Source organism: Pseudomonas sp. QL9 (assembly GCF_041409665.1).
Lineage (GTDB): Bacteria > Pseudomonadota > Gammaproteobacteria > Pseudomonadales > Pseudomonadaceae > Pseudomonas > Pseudomonas knackmussii.
Window position 1 is genome coordinate 1721358 of the sequence record NZ_CP166971.1, and the last position, 15014, is coordinate 1736371.

15 protein-coding genes are annotated in these 15014 nt (G+C 66.9%); 2 read left to right on the forward strand and 13 right to left on the reverse strand.

What is annotated here, in order from left to right:
* Positions 1-57: 57 nt before the first annotated feature.
* Positions 58-1509, forward strand: a complete 1452-nt coding sequence (gene pyk, locus ACA097_RS08060) for a pyruvate kinase (protein WP_043249381.1) — start codon at positions 58-60, stop codon at positions 1507-1509.
* A gap of 389 nt (positions 1510-1898) precedes the next feature.
* Here pyk and ACA097_RS08065 read toward each other — a convergent pair whose 3' ends face one another.
* The 3 genes from ACA097_RS08065 to ACA097_RS08075 are packed head-to-tail and all read right to left on the reverse strand — an operon-like array spanning position 1899 to position 4771.
* On the reverse strand, positions 1899-2672 hold the full coding sequence (locus ACA097_RS08065) for an enoyl-CoA hydratase-related protein (RefSeq protein ID WP_043249379.1): 774 nt from the start codon (positions 2670-2672) through the stop codon (positions 1899-1901).
* A 43-nt stretch (positions 2673-2715) separates the two neighbouring features.
* Positions 2716-3651 (reverse strand): iron-sulfur-binding ferredoxin reductase, encoded by a 936-nt coding sequence (locus ACA097_RS08070; RefSeq protein WP_371369617.1) that lies wholly within the window; start codon positions 3649-3651, stop codon positions 2716-2718.
* The gene (locus tag ACA097_RS08075; protein WP_043249375.1) at positions 3644-4771 is read right to left on the reverse strand and encodes a diguanylate cyclase; all 1128 of its coding nucleotides are present in this window, start codon (positions 4769-4771) and stop codon (positions 3644-3646) included. The genes ACA097_RS08070 and ACA097_RS08075 overlap by 8 nt, the downstream gene beginning before the upstream one ends.
* 244 nt (positions 4772-5015) lie before the next feature.
* On the opposite strand from ACA097_RS08075, the gene ACA097_RS08080 reads away from it, so the two are divergent.
* Complete coding sequence (locus tag ACA097_RS08080) at positions 5016-6539, forward strand: fumarate hydratase (RefSeq protein WP_043249373.1); 1524 nt, start codon at positions 5016-5018, stop codon at positions 6537-6539.
* 163 nt (positions 6540-6702) lie between these two features.
* On the opposite strand, the gene ACA097_RS08085 is transcribed toward ACA097_RS08080, so the two are convergent.
* The 10 genes from ACA097_RS08085 to ACA097_RS08130 all read right to left on the reverse strand — a co-directional run bounded on the left by ACA097_RS08085 (position 6703) and on the right by ACA097_RS08130 (position 14867).
* On the reverse strand, positions 6703-7005 hold the full coding sequence (locus tag ACA097_RS08085; RefSeq protein ID WP_043249371.1) for a ribbon-helix-helix domain-containing protein: 303 nt from the start codon (positions 7003-7005) through the stop codon (positions 6703-6705).
* Positions 7006-7025: 20 nt separating this feature from the next.
* On the reverse strand, positions 7026-7607 hold the full coding sequence (locus ACA097_RS08090) for a DJ-1/PfpI family protein (RefSeq protein WP_371369621.1): 582 nt from the start codon (positions 7605-7607) through the stop codon (positions 7026-7028).
* Between the two features lie 100 nt (positions 7608-7707).
* On the reverse strand, positions 7708-8307 hold the full coding sequence (locus ACA097_RS08095) for a DUF2846 domain-containing protein (protein WP_371369623.1): 600 nt from the start codon (positions 8305-8307) through the stop codon (positions 7708-7710).
* A gap of 83 nt (positions 8308-8390) precedes the next feature.
* The gene (locus ACA097_RS08100; protein ID WP_371369625.1) at positions 8391-9668 is read right to left on the reverse strand and encodes an acyltransferase family protein; all 1278 of its coding nucleotides are present in this window, start codon (positions 9666-9668) and stop codon (positions 8391-8393) included.
* Between the two features lie 46 nt (positions 9669-9714).
* Positions 9715-10872 (reverse strand): phosphatidylserine/phosphatidylglycerophosphate/cardiolipin synthase family protein, encoded by a 1158-nt coding sequence (locus ACA097_RS08105; RefSeq protein ID WP_371369627.1) that lies wholly within the window; start codon positions 10870-10872, stop codon positions 9715-9717.
* Complete coding sequence (locus ACA097_RS08110) at positions 10869-11444, reverse strand: YceI family protein (protein WP_371369629.1); 576 nt, start codon at positions 11442-11444, stop codon at positions 10869-10871. The genes ACA097_RS08105 and ACA097_RS08110 overlap by 4 nt, the downstream gene beginning before the upstream one ends.
* A 117-nt stretch (positions 11445-11561) precedes the next feature.
* Positions 11562-11897, reverse strand: coding sequence for an amidase (locus tag ACA097_RS08115; RefSeq protein WP_371369631.1), 336 nt, complete (start codon positions 11895-11897; stop codon positions 11562-11564).
* Positions 11894-13024, reverse strand: a complete 1131-nt coding sequence (locus ACA097_RS08120) for a serine hydrolase domain-containing protein (protein WP_371369633.1) — start codon at positions 13022-13024, stop codon at positions 11894-11896. The genes ACA097_RS08115 and ACA097_RS08120 overlap by 4 nt, the downstream gene beginning before the upstream one ends.
* 90 nt (positions 13025-13114) lie before the next feature.
* Positions 13115-13900 (reverse strand): MBL fold metallo-hydrolase, encoded by a 786-nt coding sequence (locus tag ACA097_RS08125; protein ID WP_043249354.1) that lies wholly within the window; start codon positions 13898-13900, stop codon positions 13115-13117.
* A 70-nt stretch (positions 13901-13970) separates the two neighbouring features.
* Positions 13971-14867: an acyl-CoA dehydrogenase gene (locus ACA097_RS08130; protein ID WP_371369636.1), complete on the reverse strand. Its 897-nt coding sequence runs from the start codon at positions 14865-14867 to the stop codon at positions 13971-13973.
* Positions 14868-15014 lie beyond the last annotated feature (147 nt).

Consider the following 15014-nt stretch of genomic DNA (forward strand, 5'->3'; position numbering starts at 1 on the left):
CGGACCGGCCAGCCTCCGACTGACCGGTCAGCACGCTCGTCTTCCAAGGAGTCCCGCATGTCCGTCCGCCGCACCAAGATAGTCGCCACCCTCGGCCCAGCCAGCCAGTCCCCCGAAGTCCTCGAACAACTGATCATCGCCGGCATCGACGTCGCCCGCCTGAACTTCTCCCACGGCACGCCCGACGAGCACCGTGCCCGCGCCCAGCTGGTACGCGACCTGGCCGCCAAGCACGGTCGCTTCGTCGCCCTGCTCGGCGACCTGCAGGGTCCGAAGATCCGCATCGCAAAATTCGCCAACAAGCGCATCGAGCTGGCGGTCGGCGACACCTTCCGCTTCTCCACCAGCCACCCGCGCACCGACGGCAACCAGCAAGTGGTCGGCATCGACTACCCGGACCTGGTCAAGGACTGCGGCGTGGGCGACGAACTGCTGCTGGACGACGGCCGCGTGGTCATGGTGGTCAAGGAAGTGAAGGCCGACGAGCTGGTCTGCGAAGTGCTGATCGGCGGCCCGCTGTCCGACCACAAGGGCATCAACCGCCGTGGCGGCGGCCTCACCGCGCCGGCCCTGACCGACAAGGACAAGGCCGACATCAAGCTGGCCGCGAGCATGGACCTGGACTACGTCGCCGTGTCCTTCCCGCGTGACGCCAAAGACATGGAATACGCCCGCAGCCTGCTCAAGGAAGCCGGCGGCAACGCCTGGCTGGTGGCCAAGATCGAACGCGCCGAAGCCGTGGCCGACGACGAAGCCCTGGACGGCCTGATCCGCGCCAGCGACGCCGTGATGGTGGCCCGTGGCGACCTCGGCGTGGAAATCGGCGACGCCGAGCTGGTCGGCATCCAGAAGAAGATCATTCTGCACGCCCGCCGCTACAACAAGGCCGTGATCACCGCGACCCAGATGATGGAGTCGATGATCCACAACCCGATGCCGACCCGCGCGGAAGTCTCCGACGTGGCCAACGCCGTGCTCGACTACACCGACGCCGTGATGCTCTCCGCCGAGAGCGCCGCCGGCGAATACCCGGTGGAAGCGGTCAAGGCCATGGCGCGCATCTGCCAGGGCGCCGAAAAACACCCGACCACCAAGCAGTCGAGCCACCGCCTGGGCCACACCTTCGAGCGTTGCGACGAGAGCATCGCCCTGGCGGCCATGTACACGGCCAACCACTTCCCGGGCATCAAGGCGATCATCTGCCTGACCGAAAGTGGCTATACCCCGCTGATCATGTCGCGCATCCGCTCCTCGGTGCCGATCTTCGCCTACTCCCCGCACCGCGAAACCCAGGCCCGCGTGGCGCTGTTCCGCGGCGTCGAGACCATCCCCTTCGACCCGGCCGCGCTGCCGCCGGAGAAGGTCAGCCAGGAAGCCGTCGATGCGCTGCTGCAGCGCGGCGTGGTGACCAAGGGTGACTGGGTGATCCTGACCAAGGGCGACAGCTACACCACCCAGGGCGGCACCAACACCATGAAGGTGCTGCACGTGGGCGACCTGCTGGTCTGATCCTCGGGCAATGAAAGAGGCCGCCTTCGGGCGGCCTTCTTTTTGCGTCGATTTCTACGAAAAACGCGCATTCGCTCGATATTCCAGCAATGCCCTGCGGCCCAGGGGACACGGGCTCTAGCAGCATTGGCCCAAAGCTTATCCACAGGCCTTCCCACAGTATCTGTGAACAAGCTCACAGAATGCGGCGGCGCTCGATCGAGGCGCCCGACAGGCGGCACGAAGACAATGAAATCAAACCCTTGCGATGCTCGCGAAGGCGGCTCGGCGAGGGAATCGATCAAAACCCGAACAGGCCGACGCAGGCCAGGCAGAGCGGGCGCTGGCGGCTTTGCCCCCAAGTTTATCCACAGCCCTGCCCACAGATTCTGTGGGCAGGGCCGAGCGCGTCAGGCAAAGCGCGAGAAGTCCGGCTGGCGGCGCTGGGTGAAAGCGCTCAGGGCCTCCAGGGCTTCCGGCGAGCTCAGGCGCTGGACGAAGAGTTCGCCCTCTTCCGCCACCACGCGGCGCAGCTCGTCCATATAAGGTGCCTTGAGCAGGCGTTTGCTCAGGGCCAGCGCCGCCGGCGGCAGCGCCTGCAGGCCGAGACCGACTTCGCGGGCACGCTCCAGGGCGGCGGCGCCATCGGCTAGCGCTTCATTGGCGAGGCCCAGGGCAACGGCGTGCTCGCCGGTGAAGCCGTCGCCACGCATCAACAGGCTGGCCGCGCGGACATGGCCGAGCAGGCGCGGCACCAGGAAGCTGGAACCGAACTCAGGGCACAGGCCGAGGTTGACGAAGGGCATCTTCAGCTTGGCGCCGCGTGCGACGAAGACCTGATCGCAATGCAGCAGCAGCGTGGTGCCGATGCCGACAGCCGGCCCGGCCACTGCGGCCAGCACCGGTTTGCTGAACTCCATCAGCGCGCGCATGAAGCGGAACACCGGGCTGTCCGGACCGCTCGGCGGATGCTGCAGGAAGTCATGGATATCGTTGCCGGCGGTGAAGCACTCGGCGTTGCCGGCGATCAGCACGGCGCGCACCTCGCGGTCGGCTTCCGCCGCTTCCAAGGCGTCGGCCAGCGCCGCATACATTTCCCGGGTCAGGGCGTTCATCTTGTCGGCACGGTTCAGGCGCAGGCTCAACAGGCCCTGTTCGCGCTCGACGAGAATCGACTGGCTCATGGCAACTCCTTGGCAGCAGGCAATGCCGGCCGGGAGTGCCGGCTCAGGCATGGGAAAGGAAGACGTCGGCGAGGATCTGGCCGCGTGGCACTCCGGCCAGGTAAAGGTGGCGGGCAAAGCGCTCGACGCTGGCGGGCTGGCCGCAGAGTAAGGCGAGGGTTCGCCGCGAGACAAGCCGGAATTGCGCCAGAACAGCGTCCAGATCGGTCGGTAGCGCCAGCGTCACCTGCAGGTCCGGATGCGCGTCGGCCAAGGCTGCCAGCTCGCCGGCGAGGTAGTGCTCGGCCGGGCTGCGCGCCAGGTGCAGCAGGCGGATCGGCCCCTGGTGACTATCGGCGATGGCCTGCCGCAACAATCCCCACAGCGGCGCCAGGCCGGTGCCGCTGGCCATCAGCAACAGTGGGCGCTCCTGCCACTCGGGGTCGTAGTGCAACGCGCCGCCGCGCAGCTCGCCCAGGCGCAATTCATCGCCTACTCGCAGTTTCCGGGCTGCATCGCAGAAGGCGCCTGGGGCGTGGCAGGCGATGTGGAATTCCAGCCAGGGTTCTTCGCCGGGTAGGCTCGCCAGGGAATACGGTCGCGCAACTTCGCCATTCCACAGCACGAGATGCTGTCCGGCGCGGTAACGCAGCGGGCGCTGGGGTTGCAGGCGTAGACGCAGGACATCCGCGGCCGGCCAGTCCAGCTCGACTACGTTCGCCGGCAGGCCGTCGCGCAGCGGATCGAATACCTCGATGGCGCAGTCATCGACCACCAGGCACTGGCAGGCCAGGCGCCAGCCCTCTGCGCGCCTCGCCGGGTCCAGCGCCTCGGGGCGCTGGTCGCGCAACTCGCCCTGGCTGCAGCGCACCAGGCAAGCATGGCAACTGCCGGCCCGACAGCTGTAGGGAATGGCGATGCCCTTGCCGCGCAGTGCGTCCAGCAGGTTGCTGCCGGTGGCCACCTCCCAGAGCTGGCCGCCGGCACGAACTTCAGGCATCCGACTCCTCCCATGCCGCTTCGCAGCGATTTCGTCCGCTGCGTTTGGCACGGTAGAGCGCCTGGTCGGCCCGCTGCAAGGCCTCGTCGAGATCGTCGCTGGCCGTCAGCAGGGTCATGCCTGCCGACAGGCTCAGCACCGGCACGTCCACGCCCATCGGCTCGGCCCCGGCATAGGCCAGGCGCAGGCGTTCGCAGCAGCTCATCAGGTGGTCGGCAGTGGCGCCAGGCAGCAGCAGGACGAACTCCTCGCCACCGTAGCGCGCCAGCACGTCACCCTCGCGCAGGCAGGCCCGCGCCACTGCAGCGAAGGTCTGCAGCACGCGGTCGCCAGCAGCGTGGCCGTGCACGTCGTTGATCCGCTTGAAGTGGTCGAGGTCGATCAATGCCAGGCCGTGGCAGCGCCCCGGGGTCATTTCGTCGAGCGCGCGACCGGCCATGCGCAGGAAATGGCGGCGGTTGAACAGGCCGGTGAGCTCGTCGGTGGCGACCATGTCCTCGAGCTGGCGCATCATGCCGCGCAGGGTGTCCTGGTGCGCCTGCAGCGCATAGCGGCGCTGACGCATGCGCTGGCGCAGGGCCTGCACGTATCCGGCGAAGAGCGTCAGCCAGACCAGCACGATGAACAGTACGAGAAGCTGCAGGACCGCCTGCCCCGGCAGTTGCAGGCGCTGCTGGAAGGCTTCCCACAGGTTGAGCCCGGCGAAGGCGATGAACGCGAGGCCGGCGCAACGCGCGAACACCCGCGGCGGCAGCTGGAACACGCCGAACAGCAGGATCAGCACGTAAAGCACCATCAACGTGCCGCGCACACTGTCGACATGGGCGAGGAAGAAGGTGTTCCAGACCAGCGCCACCAGCACCTGGGGCTCGGTCAGGCTGGCATCGGCAAAGCGCTGGTTGCGCCCGCTGAGGAACAGCCAGAGGAACGCCATCTGGCTGAGCACCGCGCCGAGCGTCGCCGCCACGGCCACCGACAGGGCGCCATGGTAGAAATCTCCGAGCAGGGTCAACCACAACAACAGCATGGCCAGGCCATACGTGCCGAGGGCCATGCCGAAACGCCTGAGTAATAGTTTTTGGAGGGCGCGCTGCTTCAGCGGGGAACTCAGTGTGCTCATGGGGCTCCGTCCCGTAATGGCACCTGGCCTTCACTGTACTATCAAAGCCCGAGGCTGCCTAGCCAACCGGAAGTGGGCGTTTGCCGACCAAGGTCGGATCGCCGGCGCGTGCGCCCGAGCCTGGCACGGCGCTATACTACGGCGCCTTTTTTGCGCCGGTGCCTGACCGGACGCATCCGTGGTAATGGGCTTAGCCGCCTGACCTACCCCGCCTGACATACCCGCCTGAAGAGGACCGTGCTCCATGGCCGTGATCAAGCAAGACGACCTCATCCAGAGCGTCGCCGATGCCCTGCAGTTCATCTCCTACTACCACCCGGTCGATTTCATCCAGGCCATGCATGAGGCCTATCTGCGCGAAGAGTCGCCGGCCGCGCGCGACTCGATGGCGCAGATCCTCATCAACTCGCGTATGTGCGCCACCGGCCACCGCCCGATCTGCCAGGACACCGGCATCGTCACCGTCTTCGTCCGCGTCGGCATGGACGTGCGCTGGGACGGCGCCACCATGAGCGTCGACGACATGATCAACGAAGGCGTGCGTCGCGCCTACAACCTGCCGGAGAACGTCCTGCGCGCCTCCATCCTGGCCGACCCGGCCGGTGCGCGTAAGAACACCAAGGACAACACCCCGGCGGTGATCCACTACTCCATCGTCCCGGGCAACACCGTGGAAGTGGACGTCGCGGCCAAGGGCGGCGGCTCCGAGAACAAGTCGAAGATGGCCATGCTCAACCCGTCCGACTCGATCGTCGACTGGGTCCTGAAGACCGTCCCGACCATGGGCGCCGGCTGGTGCCCGCCGGGCATGCTCGGCATCGGCATCGGCGGTACCGCCGAGAAGGCCGCGGTGATGGCGAAGGAAGTCCTGATGGACCCGATCGACATCCACGAGCTGAAGGCCCGCGGCCCGCAGAACCGCATCGAGGAACTGCGCCTCGAACTGTTCGAGAAGGTCAACCAGCTGGGCATCGGCGCCCAGGGCCTGGGCGGCCTGACTACCGTGCTCGACGTCAAGATCATGGATTACCCGACCCACGCCGCCTCGCTGCCGGTCTGCATGATCCCCAACTGCGCCGCCACCCGTCACGCCCACTTCGTGCTCGACGGTTCCGGCCCGGCCGAGCTGGAAGCACCGTCGCTGGACGCCTACCCGGAAATCGTCTGGGAAGCCGGCCCGTCCGCGCGCCGCGTCGACCTGGACAAGATCACCCCGGAAGAAGTGCAGAGCTGGAAGCCGGGCGAGACCCTGCTGCTCAACGGCAAGATGCTCACCGGCCGCGACGCTGCGCACAAACGCATGGTCGACATGCTGAACAAGGGCGAAGAGCTGCCGGTGGACCTCAAGGGCCGCTTCATCTACTACGTCGGCCCGGTCGATCCGGTTGGTGACGAAGTGGTTGGCCCGGCCGGCCCGACCACCGCGACCCGCATGGACAAGTTCACCCGCCAGATCCTGGAAAGCACCGGCCTGCTGGGCATGATCGGCAAGTCCGAACGTGGTCCGATCGCCATCGAAGCGATCAAGGACAACAAGGCCGTCTACCTGATGGCCGTCGGCGGCGCCGCCTACCTGGTGGCCCAGGCGATCAAGAAGTCCAAGGTCCTGGCCTTCGCCGAACTCGGTATGGAAGCCATCTACGAGTTCGACGTGAAGGACATGCCGGTGACCGTGGCGGTCGATACCAACGGCGAGTCGGTGCACATCACCGGCCCGGCGATCTGGAAAGACAAGATCGCCCAGAGCCTGGCGGTGGAAGTGAAGTAACCCTTCACCTTCGCTCCATGAAAAAGCCCGGCCTAGTGCCGGGCTTTTTCTTGCGCTCGCAAACTGCCAGCATTTTTCTGGGTTCCCGCATTCGCGGGAATCACGGGACCAGAGGCGCGGTACCCGCCAACGTCATCCCCGCGAACGCGGGGACCCAATGGACTTACGCACTACGCGGCACCAGCGCCAGGTCGACGACGTTATCCCGCCGCTGCGCCAGGAACCGTGTGCAGCTCACCCGCAGGAAGGAAGCGAAGTTGACCACCTCCCCACGGTACTCCATGACCTCGTCGTAGAGCTTGGTGATCAGCTGGTTGGTGGTCATCCCGTCGACCTCGGCGATCTCCCGCAGGATGTCCCAGAACTGGTTCTCCAGGCGCAGCGTGGTGACCACGCCCCGGATGCGCAGCGAGCGCGAACGCGACTCGTAGAGGATGGGATCGGCCTTGACGTAGAGCTCGCACATGGTCTGCCTCCGTGCCTGGGTTACAGGCTGATCTTGGTGCCGAGTACTTCGAGGAACTTCGCCAGCCACGCCGGATGTGCGGGCCAGGCCGGGGCGCTGACCAGGTTGCCGTCGACATGCGCCGCGTCCACCGGAATGTCCACGTACTCGCCGCCGGCCAGACGCACTTCCGGAGCGCAAGCCGGATAGGCGCTGCACGAACGGCCCTTGAGCACGCCGGCTGCCGCCAGCAGCTGAGCGCCGTGGCAGACCGCGGCGATGGGTTTCTTCGCCGCGTCGAAGGCTTTCACCAGCTCGATCACCTTGGCGTTCAGGCGCAGGTATTCGGGCGCGCGACCGCCGGGAATCAGCAGCGCGTCGTAGTCCTCGGCGCGCACGCCGGCGAAGTCGGCGTTCAGGGCAAAATTGTGCCCAGGCTTCTCGCTGTAGGTCTGGTCACCTTCGAAATCGTGGATGGCGGTGCGCACCGACTGCCCCGCCTTCTTGTCCGGGCAGACGGCATGCACAACGTGCCCGACCATCTGCAGCGCCTGGAACGGCACCATGGTTTCGTAGTCTTCGGCGTAGTCGCCGACCAGCATCAGGATCTTCTTCGCGGCCATCGCTCGTTTCCTCCGGCAAAGCCCATCGGGGCTATTCAGGTTAGCCGGATTATCCGCCGCGTTCCGCCACGCCGGGTAATAGACCGCTACTACAAGCCACTCAGATGCCGACCTTGTCCAGCGCCTGGCCGACACCCTGCCAGAAGCGCGCCTGTTGCCGCACCTCGTAGCCGCTGGCGGCGATCTGCGCGGGCGCCTGGATCTGCCGGGTGTGCTGGATCTCGCTTTCGCCGGTCTTCGGATCGACCAGCTGCAGCGGCCCGTCGCCTTCGCTGTGGGCGTGCTTGGCGGGCACCCGGTCCTCGTCGTAGCGCAGGTAGTAGACACCTCCCGGCTTGGCTTCGAGCATGAAGCTGGCGATGCGGGTGAAGTCCAGCGGGCCGTCGGCGAAGAAGGTCCAGAAGCTGCCGAACAGCGGCCGGCGCATCTCCAGCTTGAAGCTGCCGGGCTCGAACTCCAGGGCCAGGTAGCCGTTGCTGGGCAGGCTGCCGATTAGTTCGTTGTTGAGGAACAGCGCCGGCGCTTCCAGTTCCTCGTCGGCCCACTTGTTCTGCGGGCGGTACAGGTAGACCACCGCGTGCCGGGCGTCGGCCGCCTGCAGGGCAACGAACGGCTGGCCGTCGACGGCGCCGAAGAAGGCGCCGTGGGAGCTGCATCCGGCAAGAGCCAGCAACAGGACGGCCAGGAGCGATCGGAACATGGTCTTCCCCTTCCAGTGGTCATGCGGCGAGCATAACCAGCGCCCTCCGCCCTGCCCCCCGCCAAAAGTCCGGGCGGCGCCGCTCAGGGCAAGGTAACGGGGCGCGCGGGCGACTGTGCCGGTAACAGGTGGCGTATCAACCACTTGCGCAACGGCACCACCAGGCGCTCCTGGAACAGCAGGCAGCTGACCACCATGAACAGCAGGAACAGCGGGTAGAGCCACAGCGACAACTGCTGCTGGGTCGCCGCGGTGACGCAATACGCCCAGTCGGCCAGGCAATCGCCCGGTGCGCGGATCAGCTTCTCGCCGCGCGAGAACAGGGTGAACAGCGGCACATGCAGTGCGAACAGCGACAGCGAGGCGGCGCCCAGGCGCGGCGACCAGTGCTGCAGGCGCCAGCTGCGCGGGTCCGGCGCCAGCGCTGAGAGGTACACCAGCACGAGTTGCGACGGCAGCAACAGGCCGTTGTGCAGCAGGTAGTACCACTGCTGGTTGCCCTGGGTGTAGAGGTAGTCGGCGACGAGGAAGTTGGCCAGGACGAAGCCACCTAGCGCCAGCACCGTTGCAGGGCTCAGGAGGCGCCCGGCGTCCTTGTGCTCGCGGAACAGCCCGTAGGCGAGGATGCCGCAGAGGAATTCCGGCAGCCGCAGCAGCGGATTGCGGTGGATCAGGCCGGTCCAGGGAATGCCGTAGGCCTCGTTCAGCAGCAACACGGCTGGCGGGAGCAGGTACAGCAACCAGATCACCAGCAGCGCCCGTGGCTTGTTGACCACGCGCATCAGCCGTGGCCCGACGAAGGGGAAGCAGAGATAGAAGAAGAACAGTGTCGACAGCGACCAGAGCGGCGCGTTGAAGGTCAGATACAGCGGGTTCCAGGCGTGCAGCATGGTCAGCTGGAGGATGCTGTTGAGCATCAGCTCGCGGTCGCTCATCCAGTGATGGAACAGCAGCGGCTGGATGCGCCCGAGCTGCTCGTGGGTGTCGTAGACGACAAAGCGCGGGGTCGCCTGGTCGAGGTCCGGGCCTATGCCCAGGTTGCTGATCAGCCAGAGCACGCCGATGGTCAGCAGGATCGAGCAGATGTGGATCGGGTAGAGGTTGGAGAATCGCTTGGTGAAGAAGCTGCGCGGGCTTTCCCGCAGGTGCCCGTCGGTGACGTAGACATGGGCGAGGAGGAAACCGGAAAGCACGAAGAAGGTGCTGGTGGCGAAGAAGCCGAGGCTGGTCAGCTCGTCCAAACCACGGAACTTCTGCTCCGCCGGGTAGGCGTGCAGGGTGTGGTAGATCACCACGTACAGGCCGAGCAGGAAGCGCAACCACTCCAGCCCGATGAATCTTTCCTTACGGGGTTTGCTCACGAACCCTCTCCTTAATATGTCGATCGCCGGCCGGTCCGGCCCCGACTCAACGGCGGCGGTCGAGGAAGTTCACCACCAGGCGGTCGAGCCATCCCCACAGGCGCTGGTGCAGGCGCATCCACAGGGAACGCGAGTGCCAGAGCGGAATGTCGATTTCACGGCTGTCGGCAAAGTCGGCGATCAGGCAATCGGCCACCGCAGCGGTGAATTCGCCATCGAGTACCTCGATATTGGCCTCCAGATTGAAGCGAAGGTTCCAATGATCGAAGTTGCACGAACCGACACTGGCCCAGTCGTCGACCAGCGCCACTTTCATATGCAAGAAGCGTGGCTGGTACTCGAAGATCCGGATGCCGGCACGCAGCAGGCGCGGGTAATAGCGTTGGCCAGCATAGCGCACGGGGGCGTGGTCGGTGAGGCGGCCGGTCAGCAACAGGCGCACCTCGACGCCGCGCCGCGCGGCCTTGCGCAGGGCTCGGCGGACCTTCCAGGTCGGCAGGAAGTACGGCGTCGCCAGCCAGATGCGCTGCCTGGCGTTGTTCAGGTTGCGCACCAGTGACTTCAGGATGTCGCGGTGCTGGCGAGCGTCGGCGTAGGCCACCCGCCCCAGCCCCTGGCCGCCATTGGGCGATGGCGGCAGGCGCTGCGGCGCAATCGCCTTGCGCGGCCGCCAGGCGCGCGGGTGCAGGCAGGCCTGCCACTGGCGCTCGAACAGCGTCAGCCAGTCGGCGCTCACCGGCCCTTGCATCTGCACCATGACTTCGTGCCAGGCGCTGCGGTTGTCCGGCACCGACCAGAACTCGTCGGTCGCCCCGGTACCGCCGACGAAGGCCAAGCGCCGGTCGACCAGTAGCAGCTTGCGGTGATCCCGGTGCAGGTTGCGCCAGCCGGCACGCCACAGCAGCGGGTTGTACAGGCGCAGCTCGCCACCGGCATCGAGCAGACGGCGGCGCCAGGTGCTCCCCAGGCGCAGGCTGCCGAACCCATCGAACAGGCAGCGCACCGTCACCCCACGCTCACGAGCGGCGAGCAGCGACTCCAGTAAACGCTCGGCGCAACTCCCGCCCTCGACCAGGTACAACTCGAGATCGACCTGTTCCTGGGCGGCTTCGATGGCCTCCAGCATGCGCGGGAAGAAATTTTCTCCATCGCAGTGCAGGGCGAACTGGTTGCCGCTGCGCCAGGGAAAGACCGACCCGCTCATCGTTCGGCGAAGATCAGCACGGCGCCGACCGGCACCGACAGGCCAATGCTCTGCAGGCCGGCGAGCTGGCGCAGGCGCTCGACGCCTGGAGCCAGGCCGAAGTCGGCGAGCTGCAGGATCAGCGGAGACAGGGTCACCACCTGGAAGCGTCGCGCGTCGAGGCGCGTTACCAGCACCTCGGCGCGATAGGCATGGCTGGCGCCGTGCAGTTCCAGGCGCAGCGGCAAGGTCATTTCCAGTTGCGCACCGCTGGCCAGGCCGAGGATCGGGCCCAGGTCCAGGTGCGCGGTCACGGTCGCTTCGGGGAAGCGCGCGGTATCGAACAGATGTTCCTTCAGGCGCTCGTCGCGCAACGGCACACCGCTCTGCACCGAATCCAGCTCGATGCGCAGGCTGGCCTGGCCCTTTTCATCGACATTGCCGTGCATCACCAGGAAGCGGTTGTTCTCGGTGCCACCGGCGTCGCGGCTGCTGATGAAACCGAGCCGCGAGGACTCGTAGTCGAGGTACCAGGCTGCCTGGGCCGGTGCGGCCAGGCAGGCGCTGGCGATCAGGGGGAACAACGCGCGCATGGGAGCCCTTGTGCTCGAAGAACTGTCACAAACGATAACGGCCGCCAGCGGAGTTGCAAGGGGCCGGATGCGTTTCGACAGGCGGGCGGCACCAGGGTTGCACCGCCCGCCGCGTCCTCATTGCGACAAAGCGTCCGCCTGGGGCAGCAGACGGCAACCCTCGCGCGGGCTGATCCAGGCGGCGGTCTGGGTGCTGCCCAGGCCGCTCGCAGTCACGCGCTTATTCTGCGCGTCGTCGAAGAAAGCGCTGGTCGACACGTACTGCTTCGTATAGCTCTGGCAGTACTCGGCGCTGTTGTTCATGACATAGCGGCAGGAGCAGTACTCCTTGGCCGTGTAGGCACCGATGATCGGCGGAAAGGAAGCCAGGTGCGTGCGGTTGGCGAAGGCCCAGGCTGACAGCCCGAGCAGGAGCAACAGCAGCAAGCTGAGCAGCGGATGACGGCGGATCATGGCTTCACCTCCGGCGCGGCGAAGGCCGCCAGGGCCCGCTTGAGGAAGTCGTCGTGGCGATAGGTGCCGTCGCGGTCGTCGGCGTAGCGGACGATCACCAGCCTCTGGTCAGGCAGCACATACATGGCCTGCCCCCAGTGGCCGAGGGCGGCGAAGGTGGTTTCCGGAGCACTCGGCCAGGGCGTGCGCGCGCCGGCCAGGGTGCGGTTCAGCCACCACTGGCCACCCGGCACCGCCTCATCTTCTTCGCCCTTGGCTGCGCGGTAACGCGGGAATGGCGTGAGGACGAACTGCATCCACGCCTGCGGCAGCAGCTGGCGATCCTTCCAGCGCCCGCCGCGCTCCATCAGCAGGCCGATGCGGGCGAGATCGCGGGCGCTCATGTAGGCGTAGGACGAGCCGACGAAGGTGCCGCTGGCATCGCGCTCCCAGACCGCCGAGCGGATACCCAGCGGATCGAACAGCGCGGTCCAGGGGTAATCGGCGTAAGCCTGCTCGCCGACCATCTGCTTGAGGCTGGCGGCCAGCACGTTGCTGTCGCCACTGGAATAGCGGAAGCGCGTGCCGGGCACCGCGTCCAGCGGGAAGCTGGCGGCGAAGCCGGCCATGTCGTCGCGGCCGCGGGTGTAGAGCATCGCCACCACCGAGGATTTCAGCGGCGCGTATTCGTAGTCCTCCTCCCAGGCCAGGCCCGAAGCCCAGTTGAGCAGGTGGCGCATGCTCACGTCCGGGTGGCTGGCGAAGGGCGCGAAGTGCGTGGCCACTGGGTCGTCGATCTGGAAGCGGCCTTCGCCGAAGGCCACGCCAAGCACGCTGGCCATGATGCTCTTGCTCATCGACCAGGCCAGGTGCGGCGTCTCGGCCTTGGTAGGGCCGGCGTAGCGCTCATAGATGAGCTGGCCATCGCGGATCACCACCACGGCGTCGGTGCGCACGCCCTTGCGGGTGGCATCGTCGCGCTGCGGGAAGGCGTAGTCCTCGAAGGCTTTCACGGCCGCGCCAGAGGGCGCAGGGCCACGCGCCCAATCGGCGTCGGGCCAGGTTTGCGCGGCGGACGCGGCGAAGCTGCACAGGCTCAGCGCCAGAGCGGCGCCTGGCAGCAGGGTGCGCAAGGAAGGAATGGGCATCGGCGGGCCTCTTGTTGTCGGACCGCCGGAACCCTAGCACGCGGGCGATGAACGGATTAAGCGCCGATCACGCCGTTGTGCAGGACCAATTCAGCGCGGCACCTGGTAGTCCTCCGGACCGAGCAGGTCGAGCCCGCATTCAAGCCGTTCGATCCAGTCGAGGAAGGCGTCGATCATCGGCCGGCCGACGAAGGGCCGGCCGTGCTGCGGGACGATCATCTCCAGGTCCAGCCCGCGGACCATCTTCGCCCACAGCCGGCACGCCTTGTTGCCGGCCATGTAGCGGCGGTGGAAACCGGTCATGTACTGCAGGTGGGCGTTGAAGTCCTGCACCGGTGCGGCATCGTCGACCAGGGAGGCGCCCATGTCGCCGGAGAAGAGGATGCGGCTCACCGGATCGTAGAGCTGGAAGTTGCCCACCGAGTGCAGGAAGTGCGCGGGCAGCAGCTTCAGCTGGCAGCGGCCGAGGTTCACCAGTTGCCCGCGGTCGGGCACGGCGATGATCCGGTCGTAGGTGGAGATGCCGTGGCTGACCGCCAGGTAGTTGGCCGTCAGGTGCGGCAGGAAGCGCGCCCAGAGCTTGGAGCAGAGCACCTTGGCGCGGGTGTGCAGCAGCCACTTGTCCAGCGCGGCGATGATGTCCGGGTCCTGGTGCGAGGCGAAGATGTAGTCCAGGTCCTGCAGCGGGAACAGTTTCGACAGTTCCAGCGACAACGGCGTGTAGGTCAGGTCGCCGCCCGGATCGAGCAGCAGATATTGCTCGTGGTCGACGATGAGGAACTGGTTGGTCTGCACGCCTTCGCCGCTGACGAGGTCGTCGAAGCACAGGCATTTATGGGTGCCGTTGTCGAACAGCACGATGGGGTCGCGACGCATGGAGCTTCCTGCATGGCATGCCGGTGGGCGGCGGAATGTCGCGCAGGTTACTGGGCCGGACCCGTAGCGCTTACTGACGTGGATCAACCCCCAGTGCGCTCCAGGCCTTGTCCAGTCGCTTGGCGCGGGCGCTGCCACCGAGCGCGAGCACGCCACGGTCGCGCTTCCATAGCGCGGCCCAGGGCTGCGGACCGGCGTCGATGGCGGCGTCCAGCGCCGGCGCCAGCGCGTCGAACTGGGCGAACAGACCGCCCAGCAGCACATGGGTTTCCGAGGCTGAGGCAGGATGCCGGACGACTTCTGCGCAGCCGGCGAGCAGCCCGGCCAGGCGCAGCGACAGCTCGCGCGGCCAGCCGCTGTCCAGGGCAACGCCATACAGCCAGGCGAGCATGGCGGCCATCACATGGAGGTCTTCGAGGGTGCGGAAGGGTTTGGCGTAGGCGTCCCAGCCATCTCCGGGCAAACGCTCGCAATGGGCACCGTCGAGGACCAGCCGGGCATGCGGGATATCGGGAATCAGCGGCAGCGCCGGCAGCGGCTCCAGGCGCGCGCCGGGAGCGCCTGCGAGCACCACGGTCATTGCCAGGCGCGGCTCCGCGCCGGGGGCTTCGTCGCGCGCCGCGACCAGCCACCAGCCGGCACTCTCGGCAGCAGTGGCGAAGTCCTTGCGGCCGTGCAGGGTCAGGCCGTCGAGACGTGTCGTCAGGTCCGCCGGGCGCAGCCGCTTGCCCTCGGTGACACACAGCGCGCCGAGGCTCGCCGGTGCAGCCGGCCACAGCGCACGCAGGGCCGCCTGGTAACCGCCGAGAAAGGCCAGGCCGGGCGTGCCCGCCAGGCGACCGGCGAGGACCGCCAGTTCGAGCGTGCTTGCGCCCTGACCGCGCATGAGCAGTTCGCAGTACCAGTCCTCCAGGGACAGACCGGCGGGCAGCCGTTCGAGCGGGCCGAGCAGGCGATTCCAAAGCATCGGGGATTCCTCTTCGTGCGGGCGGCGTTGAATGTCATACAAGCATCACGCCAACGTCATGGACGTGACACCGCCTCTTCCTAGCCTGAGCTTGCACAACAAAGGCGACCGGCCGCAACCCGCATGGCCGGCCCCACGGAGGCTCAC

Bases quoted from the DNA above. Each gene is read 5' to 3' on its own strand.
- pyk (WP_043249381.1), top strand. From the start codon at position 58: ATGTCCGTCCGCCGCACCAAGATAGTCGCCACCCTCGGCCCAGCCAGC.
- ACA097_RS08065 (WP_043249379.1), bottom strand. From the start codon at position 2,672: ATGAGCCAGTCGATTCTCGTCGAGCGCGAACAGGGCCTGTTGAGCCTG.
- ACA097_RS08070 (WP_371369617.1), bottom strand. From the start codon at position 3,651: ATGCCTGAAGTTCGTGCCGGCGGCCAGCTCTGGGAGGTGGCCACCGGC.
- ACA097_RS08075 (WP_043249375.1), bottom strand. From the start codon at position 4,771: ATGAGCACACTGAGTTCCCCGCTGAAGCAGCGCGCCCTCCAAAAACTA.
- ACA097_RS08080 (WP_043249373.1), top strand. From the start codon at position 5,016: ATGGCCGTGATCAAGCAAGACGACCTCATCCAGAGCGTCGCCGATGCC.
- ACA097_RS08085 (WP_043249371.1), bottom strand. From the start codon at position 7,005: ATGTGCGAGCTCTACGTCAAGGCCGATCCCATCCTCTACGAGTCGCGT.
- ACA097_RS08090 (WP_371369621.1), bottom strand. From the start codon at position 7,607: ATGGCCGCGAAGAAGATCCTGATGCTGGTCGGCGACTACGCCGAAGAC.
- ACA097_RS08095 (WP_371369623.1), bottom strand. From the start codon at position 8,307: ATGTTCCGATCGCTCCTGGCCGTCCTGTTGCTGGCTCTTGCCGGATGC.
- ACA097_RS08105 (WP_371369627.1), bottom strand. From the start codon at position 10,872: ATGAGCGGGTCGGTCTTTCCCTGGCGCAGCGGCAACCAGTTCGCCCTG.
- ACA097_RS08110 (WP_371369629.1), bottom strand. From the start codon at position 11,444: ATGCGCGCGTTGTTCCCCCTGATCGCCAGCGCCTGCCTGGCCGCACCG.
- ACA097_RS08115 (WP_371369631.1), bottom strand. From the start codon at position 11,897: ATGATCCGCCGTCATCCGCTGCTCAGCTTGCTGCTGTTGCTCCTGCTC.
- ACA097_RS08120 (WP_371369633.1), bottom strand. From the start codon at position 13,024: ATGCCCATTCCTTCCTTGCGCACCCTGCTGCCAGGCGCCGCTCTGGCG.
- ACA097_RS08125 (WP_043249354.1), bottom strand. From the start codon at position 13,900: ATGCGTCGCGACCCCATCGTGCTGTTCGACAACGGCACCCATAAATGC.
- ACA097_RS08130 (WP_371369636.1), bottom strand. From the start codon at position 14,867: ATGCTTTGGAATCGCCTGCTCGGCCCGCTCGAACGGCTGCCCGCCGGT.